At 46.0% G+C, this 26,356-nt stretch carries 25 protein-coding genes, 1 tRNA gene and 2 pseudogenes; 7 read left to right on the top strand and 21 right to left on the bottom strand.

What is annotated here, in order from left to right; translation table 11 throughout:
* Positions 1-303: 303 nt before the first annotated feature.
* From selB to QMD03_06730, 3 genes are read left to right on the top strand one after another with little or no spacing between them, the layout of a single operon-like run.
* Positions 304-2,223 (top strand): selenocysteine-specific translation elongation factor, encoded by a 1,920-nt coding sequence (gene selB / locus QMD03_06740; GenBank protein ID MDI6776921.1) that lies wholly within the window; start codon positions 304-306, stop codon positions 2,221-2,223.
* A complete protein-coding gene (fdhD, locus tag QMD03_06735; GenBank protein ID MDI6776920.1) occupies positions 2,220-3,047 on the top strand; it encodes a formate dehydrogenase accessory sulfurtransferase FdhD in 828 nt (275 codons plus the stop codon). Before selB ends, fdhD begins: the two co-directional genes overlap by 4 nt.
* Positions 3,044-3,997 (top strand): HD domain-containing protein, encoded by a 954-nt coding sequence (locus tag QMD03_06730; protein ID MDI6776919.1) that lies wholly within the window; start codon positions 3,044-3,046, stop codon positions 3,995-3,997. Before fdhD ends, QMD03_06730 begins: the two co-directional genes overlap by 4 nt.
* Before the next feature lie 8 nt (positions 3,998-4,005).
* Here the strand turns inward: QMD03_06730 and QMD03_06725 are convergent, their stop codons facing one another.
* The gene (locus tag QMD03_06725; GenBank protein MDI6776918.1) at positions 4,006-5,151 is read right to left on the bottom strand and encodes an acyl-CoA dehydrogenase family protein; all 1,146 of its coding nucleotides are present in this window, start codon (positions 5,149-5,151) and stop codon (positions 4,006-4,008) included.
* An 80-nt stretch (positions 5,152-5,231) separates the two neighbouring features.
* On the opposite strand from QMD03_06725, the gene QMD03_06720 reads away from it, so the two are divergent.
* Entirely contained in the window at positions 5,232-6,221 is a 990-nt protein-coding gene (locus QMD03_06720; protein MDI6776917.1) for an MBL fold metallo-hydrolase, read from the top strand.
* Between the two features lie 177 nt (positions 6,222-6,398).
* On the opposite strand, the gene QMD03_06715 is transcribed toward QMD03_06720, so the two are convergent.
* From QMD03_06715 to QMD03_06625, 19 genes and pseudogenes are all read right to left on the bottom strand, one after another.
* A complete protein-coding gene (locus QMD03_06715; protein ID MDI6776916.1) occupies positions 6,399-9,539 on the bottom strand; it encodes an N-6 DNA methylase in 3,141 nt (1,046 codons plus the stop codon).
* A gap of 24 nt (positions 9,540-9,563) precedes the next feature.
* Positions 9,564-9,827, bottom strand: a pseudogene (locus QMD03_06710) (DNA polymerase).
* Positions 9,828-9,896: 69 nt separating this feature from the next.
* A complete protein-coding gene (locus QMD03_06705; protein ID MDI6776915.1) occupies positions 9,897-10,631 on the bottom strand; it encodes an ABC transporter ATP-binding protein in 735 nt (244 codons plus the stop codon).
* Positions 10,588-11,367 carry an ABC transporter ATP-binding protein gene (locus QMD03_06700; GenBank protein MDI6776914.1) on the bottom strand — a complete coding sequence of 260 codons (780 nt, stop codon included), beginning with the start codon at positions 11,365-11,367 and terminating at the stop codon, positions 10,588-10,590. Before QMD03_06700 ends, QMD03_06705 begins: the two co-directional genes overlap by 44 nt.
* Positions 11,368-12,237 (bottom strand): branched-chain amino acid ABC transporter permease, encoded by an 870-nt coding sequence (locus QMD03_06695; protein MDI6776913.1) that lies wholly within the window; start codon positions 12,235-12,237, stop codon positions 11,368-11,370.
* Positions 12,238-12,918 (bottom strand): annotated as a pseudogene (locus QMD03_06690) (branched-chain amino acid ABC transporter permease).
* A 197-nt stretch (positions 12,919-13,115) separates the two neighbouring features.
* On the bottom strand, positions 13,116-13,418 hold the full coding sequence (locus QMD03_06685) for a hypothetical protein (GenBank protein MDI6776912.1): 303 nt from the start codon (positions 13,416-13,418) through the stop codon (positions 13,116-13,118).
* Between the two features lie 64 nt (positions 13,419-13,482).
* Positions 13,483-13,893, bottom strand: a complete 411-nt coding sequence (locus QMD03_06680) for a putative toxin-antitoxin system toxin component, PIN family (GenBank protein ID MDI6776911.1) — start codon at positions 13,891-13,893, stop codon at positions 13,483-13,485.
* Positions 13,878-14,132, bottom strand: a complete 255-nt coding sequence (locus QMD03_06675) for a hypothetical protein (protein ID MDI6776910.1) — start codon at positions 14,130-14,132, stop codon at positions 13,878-13,880. The genes QMD03_06680 and QMD03_06675 overlap by 16 nt, the downstream gene beginning before the upstream one ends.
* A 127-nt stretch (positions 14,133-14,259) precedes the next feature.
* Positions 14,260-14,715, bottom strand: a complete 456-nt coding sequence (locus tag QMD03_06670; GenBank protein MDI6776909.1) for a DUF86 domain-containing protein — start codon at positions 14,713-14,715, stop codon at positions 14,260-14,262.
* On the bottom strand, positions 14,699-15,115 hold the full coding sequence (locus QMD03_06665) for a nucleotidyltransferase domain-containing protein (GenBank protein MDI6776908.1): 417 nt from the start codon (positions 15,113-15,115) through the stop codon (positions 14,699-14,701). Before QMD03_06665 ends, QMD03_06670 begins: the two co-directional genes overlap by 17 nt.
* Positions 15,096-15,227 (bottom strand): hypothetical protein, encoded by a 132-nt coding sequence (locus QMD03_06660; protein ID MDI6776907.1) that lies wholly within the window; start codon positions 15,225-15,227, stop codon positions 15,096-15,098. Before QMD03_06660 ends, QMD03_06665 begins: the two co-directional genes overlap by 20 nt.
* A gap of 216 nt (positions 15,228-15,443) precedes the next feature.
* A complete protein-coding gene (locus QMD03_06655; GenBank protein MDI6776906.1) occupies positions 15,444-16,514 on the bottom strand; it encodes a type I restriction endonuclease in 1,071 nt (356 codons plus the stop codon).
* A gap of 54 nt (positions 16,515-16,568) precedes the next feature.
* On the bottom strand, positions 16,569-17,372 hold the full coding sequence (locus QMD03_06650; GenBank protein MDI6776905.1) for a hypothetical protein: 804 nt from the start codon (positions 17,370-17,372) through the stop codon (positions 16,569-16,571).
* A 174-nt stretch (positions 17,373-17,546) separates the two neighbouring features.
* Positions 17,547-17,819 carry a hypothetical protein gene (locus QMD03_06645; protein ID MDI6776904.1) on the bottom strand — a complete coding sequence of 91 codons (273 nt, stop codon included), beginning with the start codon at positions 17,817-17,819 and terminating at the stop codon, positions 17,547-17,549.
* 135 nt (positions 17,820-17,954) lie between these two features.
* Positions 17,955-18,188 (bottom strand): AbrB/MazE/SpoVT family DNA-binding domain-containing protein, encoded by a 234-nt coding sequence (locus QMD03_06640; protein MDI6776903.1) that lies wholly within the window; start codon positions 18,186-18,188, stop codon positions 17,955-17,957.
* Between the two features lie 95 nt (positions 18,189-18,283).
* Positions 18,284-18,529 (bottom strand): Ada metal-binding domain-containing protein, encoded by a 246-nt coding sequence (locus QMD03_06635; GenBank protein ID MDI6776902.1) that lies wholly within the window; start codon positions 18,527-18,529, stop codon positions 18,284-18,286.
* A 93-nt stretch (positions 18,530-18,622) separates the two neighbouring features.
* Positions 18,623-21,295 (bottom strand): DNA polymerase I, encoded by a 2,673-nt coding sequence (gene polA / locus QMD03_06630; GenBank protein MDI6776901.1) that lies wholly within the window; start codon positions 21,293-21,295, stop codon positions 18,623-18,625.
* Between the two features lie 45 nt (positions 21,296-21,340).
* A complete protein-coding gene (locus QMD03_06625) occupies positions 21,341-21,817 on the bottom strand; it encodes an AsnC family transcriptional regulator (GenBank protein MDI6776900.1) in 477 nt (158 codons plus the stop codon).
* A gap of 152 nt (positions 21,818-21,969) precedes the next feature.
* Between QMD03_06625 and QMD03_06620 the strand changes: the two genes are divergently transcribed.
* The 3 genes from QMD03_06620 (at position 21,970) to QMD03_06610 (ending at position 24,667) form a co-directional block, all read left to right on the top strand.
* Positions 21,970-22,046: transfer RNA gene (locus QMD03_06620), tRNA-Met, on the top strand.
* Positions 22,047-22,133: 87 nt separating this feature from the next.
* Positions 22,134-24,359: an ATP-binding protein gene (locus QMD03_06615; protein MDI6776899.1), complete on the top strand. Its 2,226-nt coding sequence runs from the start codon at positions 22,134-22,136 to the stop codon at positions 24,357-24,359.
* A complete protein-coding gene (locus tag QMD03_06610) occupies positions 24,356-24,667 on the top strand; it encodes a transposase (GenBank protein MDI6776898.1) in 312 nt (103 codons plus the stop codon). The genes QMD03_06615 and QMD03_06610 overlap by 4 nt, the downstream gene beginning before the upstream one ends.
* A 112-nt stretch (positions 24,668-24,779) precedes the next feature.
* Here the strand turns inward: QMD03_06610 and QMD03_06605 are convergent, their stop codons facing one another.
* Positions 24,780-25,952: an S-layer homology domain-containing protein gene (locus QMD03_06605; protein ID MDI6776897.1), complete on the bottom strand. Its 1,173-nt coding sequence runs from the start codon at positions 25,950-25,952 to the stop codon at positions 24,780-24,782.
* Positions 25,953-26,356 lie beyond the last annotated feature (404 nt).

The following is a 26,356-nucleotide window of genomic DNA, read 5'->3' as shown; positions in this document are numbered from 1 at the left end:
GCCTTTCTTGGCATTTTGGCGAAAAAGGCTGAATCCAAATTTCCAGATGTCTGAAGTTTTTATTATAACAAATTTTAACTGAATTTCTCAATATTAAAAGAAATATTTGTAAGCAGTCAGCCATCAGCCGTCAGCTTCCAGTAAAAACAAAGGCTTACCCCCTTAGATGTTTACTATCTGTAAGCGTTCAACCATCAGCGTTCGGTTTCTTCCTGACCGCTGATTGCCGATTGCCGAACGCTGAACGCTGACGAATATTTTTTATTATTGTGAAAACTCAGGGAGTTTGCTATTTTGAGTTCCATGAAGCATATCATACTCGGTACAGCGGGACATGTTGACCATGGTAAAACGGCACTCATCAAGGCCTTGACCGGTATTGACACAGACAGGCTCAAGGAGGAGAAGGAAAGGGGGATCACCATTGACCTTGGTTTTGCCTCCCTGGCCCTGAAAAGTGGTCAGACGCTTGGCATCGTGGACGTACCAGGCCATGAGAGGTTTATAAGAAATATGGTTGCCGGGGCCGCAGGCATTGATCTGGTGGTATTGGTCATCGCGGCGGACGAAGGTGTTATGCCTCAGACGAGAGAACATCTCCATATCTGTTCCCTCCTCGGTGTTAAAAGGGGGCTTGTTGCCCTCACCAAGATTGATCTCGTTGATGAGGACTGGCTTGAACTTGTCACCGACGATGTCAGGGAATTTCTCAAAGGGACTTTTTTGGAATCATCTCCTATCATACCCATTTCCGCCATAACCGGCGTTGGCCTTCCTGAATTTCTTGCCACCCTTGACCAGGTATCCTCTGAGATGGAATGGGAAGACGATACAGGTGTCTTCCGGTTGCCTATTGACAGGGTATTTACCATGAAGGGATTCGGGACGGTCGTTACAGGGACATTGATGTCGGGGCAGGTGAAAGTTGCCGAGGGGGTGGAGATACTACCGAAAAAGTTGACGGCAAAGATAAGAGGTATTCAGGTTCATAACCAGAATGTCGCTACCGCCCAGGCGGGTCAGAGAACAGCCATCAATCTGCAGGGAGTCGAAAAGGCGATGATCGCAAGGGGGGACGTCCTGGCACGGCCGGCAACATTAGAGGCGTCGCCCCGTCTTGATGTCTCATTTGAGTATCTGGCGGGTGCCACCAGAAAGCTGAAGAACAGGACCCTTGTCAGGTTTCATGCGGGGACCAGTGAAATCATCGCCCGGATGATTCTCCTTAACCGGGACGAGATAGAACCTGGGGAAAATAGTTATGCCCAGCTTGTACTTGGATCTCCCGCGGTCACCATGGCGCGGGACAGATTCGTAATCAGAAGTTATTCGCCGGTGACAACGATTGGGGGCGGAATGATTATTGATCCCCTTCCTAAAAAGCAGAAAAGGTATGCGGACAGAGTACTTCACGAATGCTCCCTGTTGCACGAAGGAACCCCTGTGGAGAGAACGAACACGATTATTGAGCGGGCCGGTTTCGAGGGTATCAGTGTCCAGCGGCTTGTGATGAGGACGGGAACCAATCAGAACCACCTCCAACAGATCCTGGAGAAGATGTTTTCGGAAAGGCAGGCCATTCTCATGGACAGGGACGAAAGAAGAGTTGTGTCCCTGTCCATATATGAAAACCTCCAGCAGAGAATTCTTCAGGAAGCCCGAACATACCATGAAAAATTTCCTCTCAAGGAGGGTCTGCCAAAGGAGGAACTGAAGACCACCATGGGGCGCTTCGTTAGTCCAAGACTCTTTAACATGGCGCTCAAAGGCCTCGAAAAAAGTGGAGAGATTGTCATTGATAGGGAAAACATCCGTCTCCCCGGGCACAGCGTCAACCTTGAGGGTGATCTGAAGGATCTCCGTGGGGAAATATCTGTCCTCTACCTCAATGCCGGGCTTACCCCCCCTTCTCTAAGAGAGGTCCGGGAAAAATTCGCCGACCGGAAAGTCCAGGCGGAAAATGTATTTAATGTAATGCTCAGGGAAGGTGTACTGATAAACGTCAGTGAAGACTTATATTTTTACAGAGATGCCCTGGAGAAGCTCCGGGAGGATTATAAAAATCTCCTCCTGAAGGAAGGCAAAGCCACACCGGCAAGTTTTAAGGAATTGACGGGACTTTCACGAAAATTCATCATCCCGCTGATGGAATATTTCGATATGACAAAGCTGACCATCAGGGCGGGGGAACATCGGATCCTGAGAGAAAGAGAGGGGAAATGACTCCCGAAGAATCTCCGGTGGGGATAGAGCGATTCGACATTCAAGTTTACGACAGCCGGGGTTTCTCAAGAACCACCACCGAGATTATTAGAGAGATACATCTCGAAATATTCCTCAATAATCAAAGAGTTGTCACCATCGCCTGTACGGGAAATCATGTAAAAGAACTGGCGGTGGGATTTCTCAGGGCAGAAGGGATCATCAGGACTCTTACGGACTTGAAAAAGATTGAGGTTTCTGATGACCAAGCCACCGTGAATGTCTATACAGGGGAAGCATACCCTTCCCATTTTGATGCCTCTAAAACCATCTACTCGAGCGGCGCCCGCCTCAGAAGGCCGGAGGGAGATACCCCGGATCCTGGCGTCGGAACGGGAACTTCCCTTCACCTGGCCGGTGAAGGGGTAAAGAGAAAGGGGGTGCCGATTACACCGGAAAAGGTATTAAGTCTCATGGAGAGTCTCCTTGAGACGTCGTATCTGCACAATATAACCCATGGAACACACTGTTCCGCCTTAGCCAACGGCAATGGTATCCTTGTCTTGCGGGAAGATATTGGGAGGCACAACACGATTGACATGATAGGTGGCTACACCCTTCTTGAAGGCATTGACTGTTCCGATAAGATTATCCTGACAACGGGGAGGGTTTCCTCGGAAATCGTCAACAAGGTAGGGAAATTAGGGGCGCCGGTGATCATCTCCCACTCGGCTCCCACATCTCAGGCCATTCACTTATTGAAAGAGGCGGGAATAACCCTTATCGGGTATGTAAGAGGTGGAAAGATGAATATATATTCTCAGGAAGGGTGGGTAGGTAGTTGAAGATAAAAAGTATTTATATTAAAGACATACGGCCGGGAGAGAAGATTAACGATTCCTTCCTCGTTACAGAAAAAAACCTCGCCTTTTCTCAAAAAGGGGCGCCCTATCTTAATCTTCGCCTCAAGGACAAGACGGGAGAGGTGGAGGGCAGGATATGGGATAATGCCATGGAATGGGATCCACTCTTTAAAAGAGGAGATGTGATCTATGCTCAGGGGAGAGCTGCCAGTTTTAAAAACATCCTTCAATTGTCACTATCCGAAGTAAAAAAAGTTGACGATGATACAATAGATCTGGCCGATTATTTCCCCGCTGCCAAATGTGATCCGGAGAAGATGTTTACAGACCTGATGGCGCTTGTTGAACAGATCAGGACCCCTTGCCTGAAGGCGCTATTGCTCGCATTTTTTCAGGACGAAACGATAACGGCGTCCTTCAAAAAAGCGCCGGCGGCCAAAAGTCTGCATCATGCCTATATCGGAGGTCTTCTCGAACATACCCTTTCCGTGACACGCCTCCTCGCCCTGACGGCAGAACACTATCAGGGCCTCAACAGGGATCTCCTCATAACCGGCGGTATTCTCCATGATATCGGGAAGATACATGAACTTTGCCATCGCAGAACCATTGACTATACCGATCAGGGGAGGCTCATCGGACACATCGTCATCGGTTTAGAGATGTTAGATGCCAAGATTGCCACTGTAGCAGACTTTCCCCAACAACTGGCCATGGAACTCCGGCATCTCTTACTCAGCCATCATGGTATGCTGGAATACGGGTCCCCCAAACGTCCCAAGACCTTAGAGGCCCTTATTGTTTACTTCATAGATGACCTTGATGCCAAGGTCAACGCCTTTAAGGGATTCATAGAGGACTCCCCCGATGACGAGTCAGGCTGGACCCCCTTTCACAGGTTATTTGAGCGATTCATCTATAAGGGAAAGTAAGTTCATCATTATGATCCCAATACATTTCTCGCGATGATAATCCGCTGGATCTGATTTGTTCCCTCAATTATCTGGGTTACTTTGGCATCCCTCATCATCCTCTCTACAGGGTACTCCTTCATTATCCCGTATCCGCCGAGTATCTGAACGGCATCCGTGGTAACTTTCATTGCCGTATCGGAGGCAAAACATTTTGCCATGGCGGCAAAGGTGGCCAGTTCCTTACCTGCCCTTTTGTGCCCTATGTATTCAGTCGTCGTATAGATCATCCTTCTTGCAACCTCAATATTCATTGCCATATCAGCGATCATGAACTGGACGCCCTGAAATTCTGAAATAGATTTTCCAAACTGAGCCCTCTCTTTTGCATACCTTACCGCTTCATCGAATGCCCCCCTGGCAATGCCCAGAGCCATAGAGGCAACGAGCAGCCGGCTTTTCATGAATTCAGTCATAACAATCTTGAAACCATTTCCTTCTTCATCCAGGAGATTTCCTACCGGCACTTCAGCATTATCAAAAGTGAGCTCTCTCGTTGAAGAACCCACAACGGCCATTTTTTCCTCTTCCTTGCCGAACCTAAGACCGGGGATATCCCTGTCCACAATAAAAGCGCTGATACCTTTATCCCGCATCCCGGGTTCAGTAACAGCAAAGACCATAAATACATGGGCATAACCGGCGTTTGTAATTAAAATCTTACTTCCATTTATCAGGTACCTCTCACCTGAACGTACCGCCCTGGTCTTAATGGCAGCGGCATCGGAGCCTGCATCAGGTTCCGTGAGAGCGACACCAAAATACGCCCCGTCCTGAACAACCTTTCGGTAATACCTTTCTTTCTGGCTTTCGGAACCCCAATCTACAATAAAGTAAAGTCCGGTTGTATGGGTCGCAAAGCTGATACCTACCGATCCATCTACACTGGATAGCTCTTCCACAGTCAGACAACATGTGGTCAAATCTGCATCACCCCCACCCTGCTCCAGCGGGAGGGAAAGACCTAACAGGCCATTTTCGTGGAGAATCTGCACCAAATCCGGATTAAAACTATGCTTCTTCTCTGCCTCTATGGCAACTGGTCGTATCCTTTCCCTGGCCAACCTGGAAACCATATCCCGAATCATCATCTGTTCATCACTCAATTGGATCATTGTTCCTCCCTCAAAGCAAAAACTTAAGAATATATGTCCGATGAGGAAATGAAAGCTTTGCAGAACTGAAAATTGCCCTGATGAAGGCCATTTTCAAAGCTCTCAAAATAAGTTTCTTTACCGGACAATATGATGTAATCTATCACAAAAATACAAAGAAAGGTAAAATTACCTTTATTCTCAACGATAGCGGGGGGAAATTATCTATTACCCCTTCCGTGAGTCTCTTGCTGAATCCCAAATTTCCCCATTGTAACTCGCTTCTCATTGAAGAAGAAATAGTGGCCCTTGTGGATACAGGGATTGACAGGAAACAACTGGAAAGGATTTTAAAAGAAACAAGGATTGACCTTCTCATAAACACCCATACCCATCCGGATCATGTAGCGGGTAACAGTCTTGTAAGCAAGACGACATCAGCCGAGATATACGTACCCGAACAGGAAGAAGGAAATACCCTGTCTCTGGAGAGGATGAAAAGCGCGCTTGGTGTCCTGGGCAGATACGTAGAGCCATCATGGGAGAAGGTAGTAAAAGATGTGATGGGATTCCGTGAGTCCGAAAGGGAGACAACCTATGGAGAGGGACATGTATTTGATTTCGGCAAGACACGAATGGAGGCCATCCACACCCCCGGACATTCTTCCGGTCATTTTTGCTTCTTGCTCCACAGTGAAGAACTTTTCTTTTCCTCCGATCTGGGGCTGGATTCTTTCGGTCCCTGGTACGGCTACCTCAATTCTAGCCTTGAAGACTATCTCCATACCATAGAGAAGGTCAAAAAAATAGGGATCAAAAGGGTTATATCAAGTCATGCAGATGGAATAGACGATGATCTTCATAAAGGTCTTGACAGATGTCTCGAAATTATAGGCATGCGGGAAGAGAGGATTATGGAATTGCTGAAGAAAGGAGAGAGAGGGGAAAGAAATCTTGCAAAATACGGTATCATTTACCATAACCTAAATAAATTTAAGGGCCCGATGAGGGAGTTTCTCACATTTTTTGAGGAAAATATAATCAGAGAACATCTAAAAATCCTCGTAAATTCAGGAAAAATTAAGTGCTGATTCCCCGCTTCTTGTTTTACTTCCCCCATAACTCCTTAAGTCCAGGAATTCAACCTAAAAGAGGCGAACAGAGCATTGCTGGAGATTAAAACAAGAAAGATCAGGGGCGCAAAGGTTTTGAGGATTGATTGAGCACCCCAAATAGGATCCCCATGCTGGGACCATCCTTAACCGTTCCTAAGCGGGGGGAAGCTGGTATAGGGCTGCCTTTTCCACTTCCTGGTAAATATCGTCAATCGCTTTCTGAATTCCGATGGTCTTTTCCAAAGCGGTAGCAATTTTGCAGTAGGTTTTTATGTCATCGAGGGATAATCTTCTGCCTTTTCTATCTTTCAGCCATTTATCACAGACCTGGTAACCGCCAATCTGATATTCCCAGATCGCTGGTTTAACACCTTCAAAGTATTGATCATTGTTTATATAAACACATTCGTTTTCATACCTCACCTTTTCCACTCGGAAATCCCCTTTGCCCTGAAGTTTAGCGATAGGTGAATCAAGTTCAGGAGACTTGAGCAGGTGCAAATCCACCAGACCCTCCCCATGACCTCCCATTTTGATAAACAGCTCATAATCTTTTGTAAAAGGAACCCTCGGAAAATCTATCTTGAGAAGATCTGCATACTTTGTGCGATAGATATTTGAATAGAGAACAGCATAGATGTAAAAGAAGACTTGTTCAGGGGAAGGGGTTTTCTTAAAATTCCTGGTTAGTTGTTCAATGAGCGCAGAGGAGAGGTTTGGTTTTTTAGCCTCATAATCTTCCCGTGGTTCAAAGAGCATCATCACAGTCCTTGAAGATCGCCGTTTAGGATTATCTCTTTTGTTGTATTGGTAGAGCGGGAAAAGATAACCACTCCCAAATCTTCCTGCTGTATCAAGCGAATTAAAATTCGTTATTTGGTCTGCACAGAAAACGTGGCGAAAATCCCTTATTACCTGTCGCGAGACGATCAGTCCCAAATTTTCTTTCATCATGTGGCGCATGACTTCTTTTCGGGAGCGTTCAATGACCTCATCATGGTAGAAAATCCATCTTGTATCAAACGGCCTGTATAAAATCTCAGTAATGGAATCTTCCCAGTTTTCATCTTTTTTTATTTTTTCCCGTCCAGTCTTCAATCTCCAGTTTGATTTGTCTTTTAACTGAAATGTCTGCCGAATAAGTTCGTCCGGCATTTTTTCATCGCGAAATATCCTGATGCGTCTTTTCAGGGCTTCCTTATCGAAGTCAATCACAAAGCTATCCCTTGATGTTACTATTCCAACGCTATTTACTGAAAACACGTCCGTTATTTTAGGGTATTTCTCATAACCTTCTAAAAGCTTCTCATCTCTCGGAACGAAAAGATAAAACTCTGCTCTTGGCGATAAACTCCGCCATTTGGTTGTTTTGATGTTATTTTCCGCCAGCCAATCATATTTGTTTTCTCTCAGACCCCAAATCTCTGAATGATAGATCGCGCAGTCTTTCTTTTTACCCTTCTGCTTTATGAACAGTCCAATCGCCACTCCCTGCTGGATGTCAAAGACATTCTCATCTTTGGAGCCGTCAGGGCATTTCTCCCTCTTCAGACTGTTGCCGTGTAAGTCAAGGATATAAATCTCATTGAAACTATCCATCAAAGACTGCCGCATGCCCCGGAAGGTGGGATTATCAAGATAGCTGTGATTGGTGATAAACCCTAAGACCCCTTCTCCTGCCTGGTCAATCTTCCATTGGGCGAACCGGATGAACTTTACATAGTCATCCTGGAGCCACTTGGGATTTTTCTCTCCGAGGGGTTTGCCATCAACTTTATAGTAGGCTTTGATTTCTTTAGATATCCACTCACCCACATTGGAAGAATGACCTGAATAAGGTGGATTGCCAAGTATAACCAAAATAGGCTGTTCTTTTTTTACTTTTCCTGCCGAGTGGGATTCTTCAGACAGGGATACCATACCGGGAAGTGCGGTTTGGGCAAGTTCCTCCATCTCTAAGGTATTAGTCAGATAGAGTTTGAATCGGTCATCCTTCTGAAGCCTATAGCCAAGTTCTTCCAGTAGAAAGGACATCTTTAAGTGACCAACAGCATAGGGAGCCATCATCAATTCAAATCCATAGAAATTTTTTAGGATTTGTTCACTCAGGAGTTTTTCTTTTCCCCCTTCGCCATATTTGGAAACGAATTCCTCTACCGCTAATTTGGCTGCCTCGGCTAAAAAGGTAAGCGTTCCTGCAGCGGGGTCTAAAACCGTTACCGATTCACCGGCAAACCCATCCGCCTTCTTAAAATATTCCTTCAGAATATACTGCAATGAACGGATAATGTAGGAGACCACCGGCTCAGGAGTATAATAGACTCCCCGCCTTTCTCTTGTTTCCGGATCGTATTCAGTCAGAAAGGTTTCGTAGAAATGGACAACAGGGTCTTTTCCCTTCCCTTCATGAAAATACCGGTGAAGAATATTTTTCACGTCTGTAACTGCCAGGACTTCGGAGATATCGTCAATAATCCACTCCATCTCTGACGGTACGTCTTCAAGCGAGATGAATCTGAATATATCCCTTAATATTCCGATGGTACGGGGAATATTGTCGTAAGCCAGTTTCCTGTTGAATCCGTCCTCCGAACGGGTGCGGGCAGCAAAGAGTCCATAGGTAATAGTTTGTGAATAAAGATCAGCAAACTCCTCTCTGACAAGACCACTGATGAGATATTGTCTGAAGGCATCATAGAATCCGGAGATGAAGCCTTTCTTTTGATTTTCTTCTTTTTTTAACTCTTCAGTAACTACTTCATCCTTCAGAAAACGCGTCCTTTTTGCTAATTCTACAGCCAGGGTTTTGGCGTCATAGACCCTGGGAAGGGAGAAGGAAAAGAATTGCTCCAGCAGTTTTAAAAACTCGGTTTCTTTTTCAACAGGCGGGATAGATTTTAGTTTATGCACAACGAAAGGTCTGGCAATAGAAACTTTGGCGCTCAAGGCTCCATGGCGATAAAGCCGGAATTCAAAAAAGTTGGTTAATATGAGATTGGGGAAGGTTCGGAGATACCGTTTTAGTTGGTCTGTTGTTTCTATCTGGTCTAAATGTTCAACTGTGGGCGCTTTGGCTTCAATATAGCCAACAATATGTTGCTTTCCGTCCCAGATTCTAAAATCAGGATTACCCGCTTCGGTTTTTTTGGGGAGGGAAGTAACATGAACATCTGTTTTGTTTATCGTCTCTGAGTAACCTTTTAAAAGCTTCTCTAAAGTCGAATAATAACTTACTTCCGTGGCATCTCCACGAGATGCAATTTCATATACGTTTTTTAAGTATGATTTTAGCATCTAATAATTCTCATCCGTGCGCCTCTACCCCCAGTTCTTGCCGGAGGCAATGTCCACCTTGAGAGGCGCCTGCAGCTCGATTACCCCTTCCATCTCTTCCTTGACCAGGGCCATAACTTCATCCCTTTCCGTCAGGGGCGCCTCAAAGACCAGCTCATCATGGACCTGCATGATCATGCTTGCAGAGAGCTTCCTCTCTGCAAAACGCCTTGAAATATTGAGCATGGCAACCTTGATGAGATCGGCCGCCGTCCCCTGGATCGGGCTATTGATGGCCATGCGTTCGGCAAACTGGCGCTGGGAGAATCATTTTTGTAATGTAATGGAAGGATACTGATAGCGCCTACCAAATCCTCATTATCCTCCCAGAAAAACCTTTTCAACCTCCTTATTTTCAAGGAGTTTCCCGCCTGTGTCTTCAAGAAAGATATTTCCGTTTTTAAAGACATAACCCCTGTGACATATTTCCAGGGCCATGCGCGCATTTTGCTCAACCAACAGAATACTCGTTCCCGATTTGTTTATTTCTATCAGCTTCTCGAATATCAAGTCAACATACATCGGAGAGAGACCCAGCGAGGGCTCATCAGCAAGAAGAAGTCTCGGTTTCTGCATCAAGGCCCTGCCCATCGCAAGCACCTGTTGTTCCCCTGTAGAGAGCACTCCTGCCTTCTGCCTTCTCTTGTCTTTAAGGAGGGGAAATATTTCAAGGATATGTTCTATCTCTGTTTTGATATTTCCTCTGTTCCCTGAGAATGCTCCCATCTCAAGGTTTTCGATAACGGTCATTGAGGGAAAGAGTCTTCTCCCTTCGGGAATCAGCGAGATCTCCTTCCTAACGCGCTCATCCGGCCTTAGTGCCCTAATGCTTTCACCATTGAAAAAAATGTCACCGCCTGCTTTCAAGTCCACCATTCCGAAGACTGCCTTCAGCGCCGTTGATTTACCGGCTCCGTTGGGTCCGATCATCGCCGCAATCTCACCGGAATTTACCGAAAAAGAGACATCCTCAAGAGCCCTGACCTGTCCGTAATAGACACTTATGTTCTTAGCTTCGAGCTGCAATTCTTCGGCCTTTCCCCATGTATGCATCAAGCACTGCCTCATTGTTCTGTATCTCGGAGGGATCACCTTCAGCTATCTTACGCCCGTGATCAAGCACAATAATGTTGTCCGAGACATCCATCACGACCTTCATGTTATGCTCAATGAAAAGGATTGTCTTGCCTTTGTTCTTGAGGCCCTCGATGATTTCAAACAGTTTCGGGATCATATTAGGGAAGACTCCTGCTGTCGGTTCGTCAAAGAGATAGAATTCCGAATCCGTTCCAAGGGTGCGTGCAAATTCCAGAAGCCTCCTTTGACCGTGGGAGAGATTCTCAGCGAGTTCCGTTCTCTTGTCTTCCAATCCTACGATTCTCAGTAATTCCATTGCCTTTTCGGTATTTTCCTTCTCCTCTTTCAGCATGGCGGAAGTTCTCGAAAGCGCAGCCCAAAGCGTCTCTCCCCTGTCGTATTTGATACCGAGCATAACATTTTCAAGAACGGTCATCTGTGGGAAAAGCCTGATATTCTGGAATGTCCTGCCGATGCCGACATTAAAGATTTTGTGAGCTGCAAGGTTTGTAATCTCTCGTTCCTTGAAATAGATATTGCCAGAGGTGGGCCGATAAAAGCCGGTGATAAGGTTGAAGGTGACCGTCTTGCCGGAACCGTTCGGACCGATCAGGGCTGTTACGGTTCCTTTCGAGACCCCGAAGGAAAGATTATTGACAGCCTTCACGCCGTCAAAGCTTTTAAATATGTTCTGAACTTTGAGAATTTCCATCTATTTGAACCTGTATTCCCCAATTATCCCTTGCGGCCTCTTGAGCATCAGGACAATCAAGAGAAGGCCATATATCATCTGCCGGAGAGGTGCTGCCACAGAACTCGGCATACCTAAGAACCGCAGCATCTCAGGGAAGATCACAAGCACCAAGGCGCCGACAAAAGAGCCGCGTATACTTCCCATCCCGCCGAAAACGACCATGAGGAGAACCGCAATTGACTCCATCACAGTGAAGCTTGAAGGGTCGATGAAGGTTATATAGTGGGCGTATAAACTTCCGGCAATTCCAGCGAAGAAAGCCCCGATCACAAAGACTATCAGCTTATATTTATTGACGTTCGTTCCTATGGAGAGACTCGCAATCTCATCGTCCCGAATGCTCCTCAAAATCCTTCCGAAGGGGGAATGAACAATCCGGTTGATCGCGAACCCCGTCAACGCAACGAAAACTGAAATAAGTATTAGATATGCCCAGACCGGCTGAAGTTCGAACCCGAACAGACTGAATTTCGGGATGCCGGGCAGACCCATCGGCCCTCTTGTCAGCTCGACCCAGTTCTTTGAAACGGAATAAACGATTACTCCGAAACCGAAGGTCGCAAGGGCAAGGTAATCTCCTTTAAGCCTTATGGATGGAATCCCGATGATGAGACCAAGGAGAGCTGCAAGACAGGCGCCTATCAAAAGGCCAATCCACGGCGATACCCCGAAATTCAAAGCGAGGAGACTTGACGTATATGCACCCACGCAGGCAAAGGCGATGTGCCCCAGAGCAGGCAGACCGGTATACCCAACAATCAGGTTAAGACTGAGCGTCAGGATTATGTAAATACCAGAGATGATCAGGATATGAAGGAGATATTCCATCTACAGCCTTTCCCTGTCATTTTTCGTTCCCAGCATTCCTTCCGGCCTGAAGAGAAGAAAAAGTATAAGTACCGCAAATGCGATCGTATCTTTCCATCCGGCCTGAATCTGCCATATACCGAGGTTTTCGACAATTCCCAAAAAGAAACCACCGAGCAAAGCCCCCGGAATGCTTCCTATGCCGCCGATAATCGAGGCGATGATACCTTTCAGGATCGCATTCATGCCCATCGTCGGCTCTATGTTCGTCTCCAGGGAAATCAAAACCCCGGCCATACCGGCAAGGGCAGAACCGATGCCAAAGGCATAAAGCACGATCTTCTCCGGATAGATACCGGATACACTCGCCCCGATTGGGTCATCGGCCACCGCCCGGATCGCCTTGCCGATTTTCGTTCTTTCGACGATAACCCAGAGAGCGGCAAATATTATAAGAGAGGAAAAAAGGATTAATATCTGGATCGGCGTTATAACAGCGGAAAGTATTTCGTATCCCTCAACAACCGGCCCCATCCTTAAGGTAAGTATCTGCGCACCGTAAAGAAGCTGTAAAAGATTCTGGATAAATATGAATACGCCGAATGAGGCTATGAGGAAGACAAGCCCCGGAGCGTCGCTTCTTCTGAGGGGCAGGTAAATTATCCGATCAATGGCTATACCGAGGATTGCAGCAAGGAGCGAGGCAAAAAAAAAGACAGGGTTGGATTGATGCCTAAAGACATCGAAAGGCTGTAGGCGAAATAAGCCCCGGCAGTATAGACGACACCGTGGGCGAAGTGAAAAAACCGGACGGTTTTATAAATGACTGTAAAGCCAAGGGCTATAAGGGCATAGATACTGCCTGCAATAATGCCGTTTAAAAGTAATTGGTTAAACATTCAAATCCCATATCTGATATCTTCAACATTCTTCTCTTTGATTTCAGTGTAACCTCTAATTATTTCCGCGCTGATTTTAGCTTTAAACTGAATCTCGGAAATATATTCTCCAAAAACTTCATCCGCCTCTCCATTTCCTTCAATTACAAGCCAACCGAAATTGCCTTCGCCCCAGTGGACAACTTTGTTCTCTTTAAAAAATACTCTTCTGCCTTGCTTTAAGTAAAAAACAGCAACTTCCCTTAAAAAAGAAATATAACAGTCAATAAGCTCTCGTTCACGCCTGTCGAATTCTGCTTTCATTACTTCCCATAAAGATTTTAGTTTATGCATTGTATTAATCTATTTTAAAACTTCATGCCGCCTCTTAGACATAACCCGCTTTTATAAAATCCTCTGGTGATATAAGCTTTATTCCCTCAAATGCCTTGATTTTTAATATGTGCGTATCTCTACTTATAATGTAGTCTGCATTTACAGTTGCTGCGCATTCCAGAAATTTGTTGTCACTTGGGTCATCCTGAATTATTCCTACACTGACCTTTGTTTCTACAAAATTGCCGACTTCCAGTATCTGATCCAGAAACTCACCAATCTCATCCTGATTAAACTTAAATTTAGGATAATTCAAGACTCTTTTAATCTCATCAAATATCCCGGCAGAAATGAACAATTCTAAATTTCCCCTGATGCAATTCTGAAAAATCTCCCGAGATGCCCCTTTCCAACCCAGTGCTGAAACAAACACATTAGTATCAAGCACTACCTTCTTGCCCATTTAATAGCCTCGGCCACCACATCTTCCTTTAGCCCTTCTTTTTTGAATCGTTTCTCAACCTTCTCAGAGAGGCACTTGAAACGTTCCGCAACCGGGGGCCGCTGCACCTTTTTGATTACCAGATAATCCTTCCCGCCGAACAAGAAAAGTTCATCATCAAGTTTCAAACCCAATGACTTTTTTATCTCTTTGAGAAGTCTTGAATCACCAGCTTTATCCAATTTCAAAAGTTTGTCCACAGTGACCTCCGGTTTGTAATTACTTCCTTGCCTTTATCTATCCATCACTTCTTCTCAGGCTTATACTTTTCGATAAGCTGGGCAGTGATGCTGTCGAGTTCTTTTAAAAAGGTTGCCTTGTCCGCCATTACTGTACCTGTTCTTTATCATCCGCTATCTTTTTCTCAAGATACGCCTTTGTTCTGTCCAGAAACTCTTTATACAAAGGCTCGGTTTCCGATATGAATCTCTTAATAGACGTCCATCTTACATCAAGATATTCGTGGGAGATAATGTTTCTGAGACCTACCCATTCTACCAGTTTCTCCATATTCTCGGCCGAAAAGCCGGAGATAAGGGACAGGTTCTTGACAATAGCCTTGTAAGTATCGGGGATGGCCTTATCTTCAGAGGTCAGGATGATCTTCGAGATATCTATGGAGGAATTTATGATATTTTCAATCCATCGCTCTACATCCCTACGTTTAGTTCTTTCTTCATTATATTCTTTCCATGATAGAGATTTGAACAGACTATAGTCCTTAAGCTCGTTTTCAAGGAAAGACATATGTTTGATAAGCCTGTATTTAACTTCTTTTTTCAAGTAAAACCCTCTCTGCATAATCATTTATTATAAAATCCATGAAATCTTCCGCCTCGGTCGTTACGATCAGCATAAAATCAAGATAGAGCCCCCAGTCGTTTATCGCAAGGGGGATGCCCCGTATGGCGCTGGCAGCCACACTTGATGAAACCCTGTTTAAGACCAGAAGTTCCACCTCTTTCTTAAGAATCCTCTCAATTTCGAAACATATCTCATGTTCACCATCATAGAATATTTCTTCCTCATACTCTACAGGATGCCGCTCCTTTGGATAAAAATATACCGCTATATCAACATCCGATAGTTTCGTCGCCGTGCCTCTCGCATGGGAACCAAACAAAAATGCAAAGGCAATGTCCTTGCGGGTTGAGAAATAGCTCTCAAGAGTTTCTATGTTCATAGTCTCTTGCCTCAAGTCCATATTCCGCCGTCCAGTCATGCTCAGGCTTATACTTTTCGATAAGCTGGGCAGTGATGCTGTCGAGTTCTCTTAAAAGGGTTGATTTATCCATAACAAGTCTCTTGATAAGTGCCAATTAGAATATTGTGTGCGAGTTGGAAAAAACGGACGGTTTTGTAAATGATTGCAAAGCCAAGGGCAATAAGGGTATATTTTACGTTCGGCGCGTCGACTGACATTTATTCCTCATCGGTTAACGCCCGGCTTCAGCGGGAACCGGCTTTATTGGCGATCCGCTGCAAGCCGTTGTTAGCTCAAGGTCTTTCCCCTACCTGGCCTCTATGCTTAAATCGCTATCCTTATATCCGAACAGTGAAAGTAGTTCGTGGCACCGCCTCACTATTGAGTTCGAGTTCAGCTTTGTCTCTACAAAGTATCGTGAGTCGGAAACTCGTGAAGGCTGACTCAGTTTGTTGGCGTGCACGCCGAAATATGCCATCTTGGAACCACGAAGCATGAGCGCACGATCAAACTCCGCAGGGTGTCTTCGGTACATTTCCTCAGAGACAGTGACGATAAGGTCTTTCCAGTTGCGAGGACGGTGTGTTTTTCCGAGAAGCGTAAAAGCCAAGATCTGCTTGTTGATATAGCCGTCGGTAGATGGTACGGAGACTCTATGCCTCGTGGTCTGATATACTACTGGTGGTGTGGGAGAAACGGGAGTTCCAGAATGATGGGCAACACCGTCCAAAAATCTCTCAATATCGTCAATTTCCGGGCGAAATCCGGATAGTTTTTCAGTGGTTTCTATCAAGAGGTCTACCAAGAGATCGTCTGGATCGTTGATCAGTTTGTGCCATGCCTTGGGCAAAGCTTCCCTTAGAACGACTTTTCTTTGGCGACTCCGATATAAGTCCTCGGCATTCTTTACCGCGTCTCCCGAAGCAATGTTATCTTTCGACAGCAAAGCTATAAGTCGTTCAGCGATTGATTCGGGCAGTTGCTCGGTAAAATCAGCAGTAAAGAAACGTCGCTGTTCCCAACTGCCTTCATTTAGCGGGAGATAGAACCACCAAGTAACTCCGTTCGTGAGAATTGCGATCTTGACCCCTTCCCTAAAGGCGTATCCGAGAAGCTGTTCTTGGTGCGGCTCAAGGTTTTCATTCGGTCGCTTCACTTCTATGAAAGCCTTGTTCGCACCATTTATCCTTAAGGAGAAGTCGGCCCGCTTTGATTCTACGGTATATTCAGGTTTTACCTGGTTGATGTCGAAAGGATTCCATCCTAACAATGAAAGAAGGCGGAGAATGATAGCCGATTTTATTGATGCTTCATCCAAGATCAACAGAGAACTGTCACTCCGAATTTCCTTGATTGCCTTAATCAGATCTTCTTCCATGGTCTCCTCTTCTGTTGCTTCTTTCTGGAAGTAGGCGCAGCCTATAGGCGCTGGTTAGCCCTTGCCTGGGGCTCGTTTCATGACTGCTTGCATGATATCAATCGAATATTGTGTTGCGTCGCTACAGTATGCCATTCTACATTTTTGAAGGATATCCGCGGCTTCGCGCGAATATTTCTGATCGTTCGTTTTCAGGTACGCTCTGCTGAATGTACTGGCCACCACATCAACGAATCTCTTTCTACTGCTATCCCTATTAAGCAGCTCCAAGGGCGCTATTGAAACAAGTCGACCTTCGGCAAAATCTGCACAAAGTGGCAATATCTTTTGGTACAGTGATGTGGCCCTATGTACAAGTGAAATGTAAGTATCGTTTTCAGGAATAGACCAATCATCAATGAATACGGCAAAGGCAGCATCGCCTCCACCTGCCTCAAAATGGCCGGTAATCAAATTGAACAAACAATGATCAAGTACGTGGGAATGGATGATTTGAGGTATGGGGCGTTTTCGAGCTTGTCGAAACTTCCACCTATCTTTTTCAGCAAAGCGCTCATAATCAACAATGATTTCACGAAGTGTTGGATTTGCTGTATTTACGCTGGAAACATGAATTGACACAGGCAGGTCTGCCAATAGCTTTGCAATACTTATGGCGCGAGAGTTCGTGATGTGATAGTTTTTCTTTGGCTTGCTCTTCGCCAGACCAAAATCAGCTTCGCATTTGAAAAAGATATCCTCCTCAGCCGATTGCTCGTAAGATACGCCAACTCCTATAAACCAATCGGTCCTTTGGTCGTTGCTGATAGCTGGTGTTCCAGATTCATCAAAAAGCACTACCATATTCTTGGCGGACATAAGTAATCCTGATCATTTTGAGAGATATTCCGGATATTCCGGCGGATATTCCGGATATTCCGGGATATTCCGGATATTCCGGGGACATAATGCCATTTATTGTTGACCAAGGCTGAAATCGGCATTGTGTCCTCTGGTTCTACGCCCTGATTCTACGAAATATCATCCACTGCCTCACACCCAAAAATTCAGACCAAGCGATTTCAGGTTATTGATAAATTTTCGGTCAAATGTCACGATGGCGGACCTTCTGACCTTGCCTACCGAGGCAATGACTGCATCACCGAAATCGGAGAGCGGATCCGGCCAGTACGACAACACCGCATTAAAATCGATTTCACGAATGATCTCGATGCCCGGCATGTCCACAAAATCGGCAATCATCCTGCCGATCTCAGCTTTCGGGACGTGGTAGACTCTGTCCAGCACATGGATGAATTCCGTCAAGACATAACTGATGACAGAGTACCAGTGCCTTCAGATTGGCAGCCGATTCGAAAAGCGGGGCAATCTTCTGCTGTTGAGCCGCATTCCGATCCGTTACGAAGGAAATTAAGGCGTTGGTGTCGATGATATATTTCTTCACCGGTATTTCTCCACCCGGAGATTACGCGCCACCTCAATATCGCCGGCTATGTCCCCCGGACCTGTTTTAATTGCGCTCCGATATTTCAGAAAATTCAGTTTGGCCGGCGAAATGATGATTTTCCCTCTCTCCACCTTCCAATCCAAGGCATCCTTAACGGAAAGACCTATGCTCTCGCGAATGGCCTTCGGGATGGTCGTTTGATACTTCGACGTAATAACCGATTGCATATCATTATCCTCCTTATGACGGATTTCCTTACCAAATCATCGTAATGTAAGGAATAGCGTATGTCAAGGAAAATGGGGATGCCTTGCTTGCCTACTCAATCTTCAGTCGGTGGGTTGCAGACCTTACAGGGTACGTATCCAGCTTCCAGGGCATCTCTGGCTGAACTAAATGTCACCAGATTCTCCCCTTTGATTTTTAGTGCCCATTCACAGGTGGGGTAGTGATATTTGTTGGATTTTGCAGAGCCGACATATTTATAGTCCGCCGCCAGAGATAGGTAAGCTAAAAAGAGAGCCACCAACAGAGTGATGGAGATTAAAATTCTCATCCTTTTCTTCATAAAAAGACCTCCTTTGGTTTTTCTGCTTCTCTAAACTATGTGGGGCTCATCCCACACGTCCTACACTTTACTGTAATTCTCATCCGTGCGCCTCTACCCCCAGTTCTTGCCGGAGGCTATATCCACCTTGAGGGGTACCTGCAGTTTGATTACCCCCTCCATCTCTTCCTTGACCAGTGCCATAACCTCATCCCTTTCCGTCAGGAGCGCCTCAAAGACCAGCTCATCATGGACCTGCATGATCATGCAGGCAGAGAGATTCCTTTCTGCAAGACGCCTCGAAATATTGAGCATGGCAACCTTGATGAGATCGGCCGCCGTCCCCTGGATCGGGGTATTGATGGCCATGCGCTCGGCAAACTGGCGAACGGAGAAGTTGCCGCTGTTTATTTCCGGGATGTACCGGCGGCGGGCGAGGAGCGTAGATACAAATCCGTCCTGCCTCGCTTTTTCCAGTATCCCATCCAGATATGCTCTCACACCACGGTATTTATTAAAATACCCGTCTATATAAGCCTGCGCCAGTTTCTGGGACACCCCTAACTCTCGGGCTAAGCCGAAGGCGCTCATCCCGTAAAGGACGCCGAAATTGATCACCTTAGCCTGCCTCCTCATATCTTCGTTGATCATCTCCGGGAATACCCCGAAGATATCGGAAGCCGTTCTGCTGTGGATGTCTTCACCGGCCGCAAAGGCCTCGATAAGGGCACTGTCCTCGGAAAGGTGTGCCAGGACGCGGAGTTCTATCTGAGAATAATCGGCAGAGACAATCTCCCAGCCTTCCGGGGCAATGAAGGCCTGTCTTATCCTTTTCCCCTCGAGGGTCCTTATGGGGATATTCTGTAAGTTTGGATTACTGCTGGAAAGTCTTCCCGTGGCGGTAACGGTCTGATTGTAAGAGGTATGAATCCTTCCCGTTTCCGGGTTGATCAGCAGAGGCAGGGCATCAATGTAGGTGGATTTCAGCTTGGCCATGCTCCTGTAAGCAAGTATCTCCGCGGGAAGCTCATGATTTCTGGCCAGGAAGGTAAGAACCTCCACGTCGGTAGAATACCCCTCCTTGGTCTTTTTACCTCTGGGAAGTCCGAGCCTGTCAAAGAGGATACCCTGGAGCTGTTTGGGTGAGGCGATATTGAATCTCTCCCCGGCCAACCGATAAATCTTCTCTTCAGAAAGAGACAGCAATTGTTCGATCTCCTTCGACATAGTCTTCAGTAGGGGAAGATCCAGCAACACACCCCTTTTCTCCATTGAGGCCAGGACAGGGATGAGGGGCATCTCCACCTGGTAAAAGAGTTCATTGAATCCTTCCTGGTCAATTCTCTGGGAGAGAACTGAGGAAAGTCCAAAAACCGCATCCACCCGCTGGCAGGCATAATTCACCATCTTCTCCAGAGAAACAGAACTGAAAGGGATTAACCTGACCCCACTGCCAATTAAATCTTTGGTGGAGACAATCTGACGATGGAGGTGATCTCTCACTACATCGGCTAAATCAAAGCTATGCTTCGTGGGGTTCAGGACATAAGAGGCCACCATCGTGTCGCACCCGAGACCCCTCAGGTCAATCCCGTTTCTGGCCAGGATAATCAGTATATTTTTCATATCGTGGCTATTTTTTTTGGTAACTTCATCAGAAAGAAAAGGGGACAAAGCTTTAAGAACATCAGACTTCCTGAGCTGAACCGGCGCACCATCACAGTCATGGGCAACCGGTATATACCATGCCTCTTGCTTGCACGGACAGATAGATAAGCCTACGATGTCAGCCCGCATCGGTACATCGGAGGTCATTGTAATGTCAAAGGAAACCTCTCTTGTCTCCTTCAGTCTCTCTACCAATGCCGCAAGTCCCTCTGTTTTCAGGATCAGGTGATATTCCCCTGTCATAGCATCCTCCCTGATTTTCAGCTCATCAAGGAGAGATGAAAATTCAAATTCCATAAACAACTTTTTTAAAACATCCCTGTCGGGACCGGAATAGCGGCAACTTTCCAGAGCGAAATCTATCCGGGCATCCGTTTTGATTATAGCCAACTCGCGGCTAAGCCTGGCCTGGTCGGCGAATTTCCGGATATTTTCCTTTGCCACTGCATTCCTGATCCGGTCCACATTTTTCAGAACCTCTTCCATCGTCCCGTATTCCTCAATCAACCTCTGGGCGGTCTTCAGACCAATCCCTGGGACACCGGGGATATTATCGGACGCATCCCCCATGAGGCCGAGGATCTCCACCACCTTTTCCGGTTCGCATCCGAAGCGAACTTTTACAGCTTCGCAATCATAGGTCTTATCCTTCATCGTATCTATCATGATGATATCCTCTGATACGAGTTGGAGCAGGTCTTTATCTCCCGAAACGATAACGGTTTTCATTCCTGTCCCGGCGTGTGTCTTCGCCAGCGTTCCAATAATGTCGTCGGCCTCGATTCCCTCTTTCTCTAAAACAGGGATGGAGAATCCCCGGACGACATCCTTGATGAACGGAATCTGGGAGACCAGCACATCCGGTGTGGCCTTCCGGGTTGCCTTGTACTGTTCATAGGATTCATGGCGAAAGGTGGGGCCTTTGAGGTCGAAGGCAACGGCGATAAATTCGGGCTGCCACTCACGGAGGAGCTTGATTAGCATCGTGGTAAATCCATAGATGGCATTGGTGGGGAATCCCTTGGAATTGGAAAGATCCCTGATGGCATAAAAGGCGCGATAAATATAATTACTGCCATCAACCAGGAATAATGTGGGTCTCTTCGTTTCCTCGCTCATAAGACTTTCCTTTTTCCTATCTCCAATCTGATTTTTCCCTGGTCCCTATAGTTCAAAGCTTGCATTGATCTTGAAGATCCGTGAAGCACGCATACTTAAAACCTCAATGACGCCAGTCCTCTCGGTGATCTCTGCGAGGAATCTTTTCAGTTCTTCCTCCGAAGGCGCGATTACAGTAAACCACACGTTGTATTCATGATTTCTCCTGTAATTGTGGGTAACACCAGGATAGGCATTGACGGTCTCAACAAAGGCCTTTATTTTTTCTTCGGGAACCTTAGCGGCACAGAGTGTGCTCACAAACCCGATTTTGCGTGCATTAAATACCGCCCCAATTCTCCGGATAATCCCATCATCTTTCAGCCTTTTGATCCGTTCTAAAGATTCTTCCTCACTGATACCGGCCAGGGAGGCAATCACTTTAAAGGGTTCGGCCCCGACAGGAAAATCTGTCTGGATAATGTTCAGTATCTTTTTATCTATATCGTCCATACTAACAACAATGGCGAACGAACATACCATCTCAGTAATACGCAATACAGAACTGATGACAACTTGTCAATAGATGAAACCCTGCTTTTTGTGCTTTCTTTTCCCGCAGCAAAATAACCCCCTATAAAAAAACATCCTTGACAAATGACAGGATGATGGTCTAAATAGAGATGCATTAATGACGCGGGGTGGAGCAGTCCGGTAGCTCGTTGGGCTCATAACCCAAAGGTCGGTGGTTCGAATCCACCCCCCGCTACCAATTTTTTGCGCGATCCAGTTGGCGATCATGTCCACAAACGGCAGTGTAAGAGCTGTCTTGGTGGAAGGCAGGTTGAGGTAGGGGAACATGTTGCAAAACTTCCTGCGGACGTTTTATGCCATTCCCCCGATTCTCGGTTTTTTCGTCCTCTCCTGCCTTGCCCTGATTTCCTTTTTCCGGGGCAGGAAAAACCGCACAAACATCCTATTCTCGGGAATATGTATTCTGGGCGCCATCATCAATGCCGATGTTGCCCTCATTTCTGTGATTCCGGACAAAACACTGGCCCTCAAAGTGGACAGGGCAACATATCTTTTCTTTGTCTTCAGTCTGCCCCTTTATATTCAGTTTGTTCATTCCTTTCTCTGTATTTCGGGGCGAAAATGGCTTGAGTATCTCGCCTACATTGCCAGCTTGCTCTTCCTTTTTTTTATTCCTTCCGACCTTTTCATCAGTGGATTTCATTATTACGATTTTGGGATAATCGCTAAAGCAGGTCCGGTCTACCATGCCTTTTCGGCAATGGCCGCCTTTACGGTAATCTATTGTATCTTCACCCTGTTCATGGGCATGGAGAAGGCGAAGGATAATCTGCAGAAAAACAGAATAAAATACATCCTCGGTGGATTGGGCTTCACCGCCCTGTTTCTTGCCCTCGACATCCTGCCGGTCAGTGGTTTTAACATTTATCCCATGGGTAATTTCAGCTTTATCCCTGCCATTTTTCTGGCCTTTGGTGTACTCAAATATGACCTTCTCGATATCGGTATGGTGATCAGAAGGGGGACGGTCTATTTTATCCTGACAGGTATCCTTACTATCCTCTATGTGTTGATCATTTATCTCTTCCATGCCTTTTTTATGGGATATGGAGATAACAGCAACGCCGTAATTCTCCCCTTTGTTCTCGCTTTGATGATGGTCCTGTTGTTCAATCCCTTGAGAGAGAGGGTGCAGACATTTATAGATAATCTTTTTTACAGGGGGAAGTACGATTATCAAAAGCTCCTGAAAGAGATCAGCGGAGAGATGGCATCACTGTTGAGATTTCACCAGATCGAAGATCTTTTACTGCAATCTATCGCCGCCGCTTTACAGGTCACCAATGTTAGCCTGTTGATCTATGACAACGAGAAAGGGCATTTCCAGCTTTGTGCAAATGGGGATGAGCCCCCTCCCCCGGATGGGTCGGGACAGGTCCTGTTTGATGATACTCATCCCATTGTTGCATTTCTCACGAGACACAAAAGACCGTTGAGTAAACCCCTCCTTGAGGAAAAGCCCATTGCCCATCCAGATGAAAAAGATCAGATCCTTCATATTTTCGATATTATACATGCATCACTGATTATTCCTATGGTCTCGAGGGATAGATTGATCGGCATGATCGCCCTGGGGCAGAAGAAATCGGGGGAGTTATTTGTTCATGAGGATCTGGAACTTCTCACCACCATTGCAAACCAGGGCGCAACGGCCATAGAGAATGCGAGAACCTATGAAGAGCTGGAAAAGCTCAATCTCGATCTGGAAAGGGAAGTGGAAAAAAGAACAGCCGCTCTCCGCCAGGCATTAGAAGAAAAGGAGAGGACACAGGAACAGCTTATCCAATCGGAGAGCCTTGCGGCAATCGGGCAACTTGTTGCCGGCACGGCCCATGAACTGAATAACCCCTTGTCCAGTGCCTCAAGCCTCATCCAGACCAGTATAGATTATATCAATGAGTGGGAGGTGGGGAAAGGAAACCGGGACGAGGTGTTGAATGATATAATGTTCTCATTAAGAGAGTTGAAGCGGGCCGGGGATATCGTAAAGAGTTTGCTGGATATCTCCCGCCAGAAAAAGACATATGTCGAACCCGTCAATATCAATATCGTCATTGATGATGCTCTGAGGGTTTTGTACAATCAGTACAAATATCTTCCTGTTGAAATCGAAAGAAAATTTGCCGAAAATTTGCCGGATGTAGAGGGAAACTTTGCTAATCTGGGCCAAGTGTTCATCAATGTGATCAAAAACGCCCTGCAATCGTTACCTGAGGAAGGTGGTAAAATTACATTGACCACAGGTCACAGGAGTAAAACAGATACCGTCGTTGTCGAATGTCAGGATACCGGAAAGGGGATTTCCCGCGATGAACTTAAGGACATTTTTAAACCCTTTTTTACCACCAAACCGGTTGGCGAGGGTACGGGATTGGGTCTCTATATATCCCATGAGATTGTCAAGAGACATGGGGGAGACATTTATGCTGCGAGTAAGGTGGGCAAAGGATCTACCTTTACGATAGAACTTCCCTGCAGGAGGGAAAGATGATTGGTCTGATTTGTGATCCAGACATTAGACTGAAGGGGAGGAAAAAGGGGTTTTATCACGATATTATAATTACGGGAGGAGGAAAGGCAGCTGGCAAATTGTTTCCGTGGGTGCATGTTGTTATTGGAAACCTGAAACGTTTTCTTTTGGGTACCCACCATTATGTCGGTAAAAATCATATCGACGGGTATATCGCTGAATACGTTTATAGGTTAAATAGACGTTTCCATGAAGAAGACTTATTTAACCATTTATTTCAGGCTTGTTTGCTTTTACCGCCTAAGCCAAAAAAGTCTTTGAAGAAATAAGAGAATAGTTTATAATCATTTAAAATTATTAACACATCTGTCTGGTCCGGCCATCCGAGGGTAGAAAAGGGCCAACGCTTTTCAGCCCTCAGCCCTTTGCTGATTCCCGAACCTAAAAAATTTTCAACTCTTCCTTAATCTTCCTGATGATTAAAAGGGCTTCCACACCCGGCACAGGATTCTGGGGGGCAAACTCACCGGAGGTGATGTCCACAGCTTCCATAATTCCTCTCGATGTTACCACCATCACGGCATTAAAATAAGGAACATCAGGCCTCAAATCGGGAAAGGGAGATGTGCTTCCGATAAATTTGGTCGCCAGGCTATTGTCACCCGTTACTTTGATCAGGATATCCTCGATCATCATCGCATAGGTCGCCCGGTCTATGAAATCATCCGGATAGAATGAGCCATCATGGCGATTTTCCAGTCCCCGGACCCCTATTTTAAGAATTCCTTCTATGTCGGCCTTTAACGGATGGTTGGCAATGTCAGTGGCTGTCAAGGTGGGTTTTTCCGCCATTGCTTTGGCCTTTTCCGGATCCTTAAAGGCAGTATCAAAGGTCCTGGGTGTCCTCTTCTTATAAAGAACATCAATCTTCAGCTCTTCCATAAATAAAGCCGCCGCATCGGCCCTGGTGATGCGTTCAACAACCGCTATCTTTTTCCCCGTAATCGTCCCCGGCATGGCCCTCTGTATCTTCTGAACCAGTTTCCATTGTTTGTCCGCCTTATCTACATAATCACCCTTAAGATCAAGAACCCTGCTGAACATCTGACCGGCCTGATTGAAGTCCAGCGCCTCCTTGTAAGCCATTCCCATGAAATAACAGGCAGCCGATGATTTCGGATCGAGCTTGATCGCATCTTGAAATTCACCTTTTGCATCTTCAAGCCAATCCTTGTCGGCCTTGCTCCTCGTGTAAAGTCTTATTTTACTCACATGAACAAAGACCTTTTCTTCATCTTTCCTGGCATATTTCCAAGCCTTGGACATAGATTCAGAGGCACCTTTGAATGCACCCTGATAAGCCTTCACCAAACCGTTACCTGCATACGCCCTGGAGAACTTGGGAGCAAGTTGGATAGCCCGATTGAACTCACCCTCGGCAGCCGGATACTTCCCCTCATCCAGAAACTTCATACCTGTATAAAAATGATGTTCAGGTGTATCCATCTCACCTACAGGTTTTGCCGCCTTCGGACCACAGGAAGTAACAGAAACCCCCATGGCAACCACAGCGATAAACATAAGTAGATTCCGATACCTTAATTTGTGCATCATAACGCTCTCCTTTCGTTGAAAATTTAAATAAACTGACCAGAACTACTCCCACCATACCATAACTGACAAACAAAAGGTGTATTAATTATATCCATCCATTTTTGAAGTCAAGAAATTTCGTCATCCTTGCCCCAACAACTCACAAAAACTCTCCCATCCGCTTCCGGATGGCATCGGTCTTGTGTCCCGTGTCACCCCCCTTCTTGAGCTGAAAAAGCTGGAGACCATTCCTCGATCAGGTCGAGGACAGGCTTCCGGCATATCTGACAATTTCCCTACATTATACAAAGTTCTCTTTTATATGTTATTAAAGCAAAAATACGAAGGTTAATCAACAAAAAAGGTAATAACTGTTAGTAACACGTGATATGTCCGGTTTGTAGCACACAATCTGTCCGGTTTGT

This window comes from Syntrophales bacterium (assembly GCA_030018935.1).
In the GTDB taxonomy this organism is placed as follows: Bacteria; Desulfobacterota; Syntrophia; order Syntrophales; family CG2-30-49-12; genus CG2-30-49-12.
Note: the sequence above shows the minus strand (reverse complement) of the source record. Positions and strands in the feature narration are given on the sequence as shown.

What these genes read in the sequence shown, in the direction of transcription:
- QMD03_06615 (MDI6776899.1), top strand. Translation starts at nt 22,134, where the DNA reads ATGTTGCAAAACTTCCTGCGGACGTTTTATGCCATTCCCCCGATTCTC.
- QMD03_06680 (MDI6776911.1), bottom strand. Translation starts at nt 13,893, where the DNA reads ATGGGCAAGAAGGTAGTGCTTGATACTAATGTGTTTGTTTCAGCACTG.
- QMD03_06635 (MDI6776902.1), bottom strand. Translation starts at nt 18,529, where the DNA reads ATGAAGAAAAGGATGAGAATTTTAATCTCCATCACTCTGTTGGTGGCT.
- selB (MDI6776921.1), top strand. Translation starts at nt 304, where the DNA reads ATGAAGCATATCATACTCGGTACAGCGGGACATGTTGACCATGGTAAA.
- QMD03_06725 (MDI6776918.1), bottom strand. Translation starts at nt 5,151, where the DNA reads ATGATCCAATTGAGTGATGAACAGATGATGATTCGGGATATGGTTTCC.
- fdhD (MDI6776920.1), top strand. Translation starts at nt 2,220, where the DNA reads ATGACTCCCGAAGAATCTCCGGTGGGGATAGAGCGATTCGACATTCAA.
- QMD03_06700 (MDI6776914.1), bottom strand. Translation starts at nt 11,367, where the DNA reads ATGGAAATTCTCAAAGTTCAGAACATATTTAAAAGCTTTGACGGCGTG.
- QMD03_06705 (MDI6776915.1), bottom strand. Translation starts at nt 10,631, where the DNA reads ATGCATACATGGGGAAAGGCCGAAGAATTGCAGCTCGAAGCTAAGAAC.
- QMD03_06715 (MDI6776916.1), bottom strand. Translation starts at nt 9,539, where the DNA reads ATGCTAAAATCATACTTAAAAAACGTATATGAAATTGCATCTCGTGGA.
- QMD03_06650 (MDI6776905.1), bottom strand. Translation starts at nt 17,372, where the DNA reads ATGTCCGCCAAGAATATGGTAGTGCTTTTTGATGAATCTGGAACACCA.
- QMD03_06655 (MDI6776906.1), bottom strand. Translation starts at nt 16,514, where the DNA reads ATGGAAGAAGATCTGATTAAGGCAATCAAGGAAATTCGGAGTGACAGT.
- QMD03_06610 (MDI6776898.1), top strand. Translation starts at nt 24,356, where the DNA reads ATGATTGGTCTGATTTGTGATCCAGACATTAGACTGAAGGGGAGGAAA.
- QMD03_06665 (MDI6776908.1), bottom strand. Translation starts at nt 15,115, where the DNA reads ATGAACATAGAAACTCTTGAGAGCTATTTCTCAACCCGCAAGGACATT.
- QMD03_06660 (MDI6776907.1), bottom strand. Translation starts at nt 15,227, where the DNA reads ATGGATAAATCAACCCTTTTAAGAGAACTCGACAGCATCACTGCCCAG.
- QMD03_06640 (MDI6776903.1), bottom strand. Translation starts at nt 18,188, where the DNA reads ATGCAATCGGTTATTACGTCGAAGTATCAAACGACCATCCCGAAGGCC.
- QMD03_06625 (MDI6776900.1), bottom strand. Translation starts at nt 21,817, where the DNA reads ATGGTATGTTCGTTCGCCATTGTTGTTAGTATGGACGATATAGATAAA.
- QMD03_06685 (MDI6776912.1), bottom strand. Translation starts at nt 13,418, where the DNA reads ATGAAAGCAGAATTCGACAGGCGTGAACGAGAGCTTATTGACTGTTAT.
- QMD03_06720 (MDI6776917.1), top strand. Translation starts at nt 5,232, where the DNA reads ATGAAGGCCATTTTCAAAGCTCTCAAAATAAGTTTCTTTACCGGACAA.
- QMD03_06695 (MDI6776913.1), bottom strand. Translation starts at nt 12,237, where the DNA reads ATGGAATATCTCCTTCATATCCTGATCATCTCTGGTATTTACATAATC.
- polA (MDI6776901.1), bottom strand. Translation starts at nt 21,295, where the DNA reads ATGAGCGAGGAAACGAAGAGACCCACATTATTCCTGGTTGATGGCAGT.
- QMD03_06605 (MDI6776897.1), bottom strand. Translation starts at nt 25,952, where the DNA reads ATGATGCACAAATTAAGGTATCGGAATCTACTTATGTTTATCGCTGTG.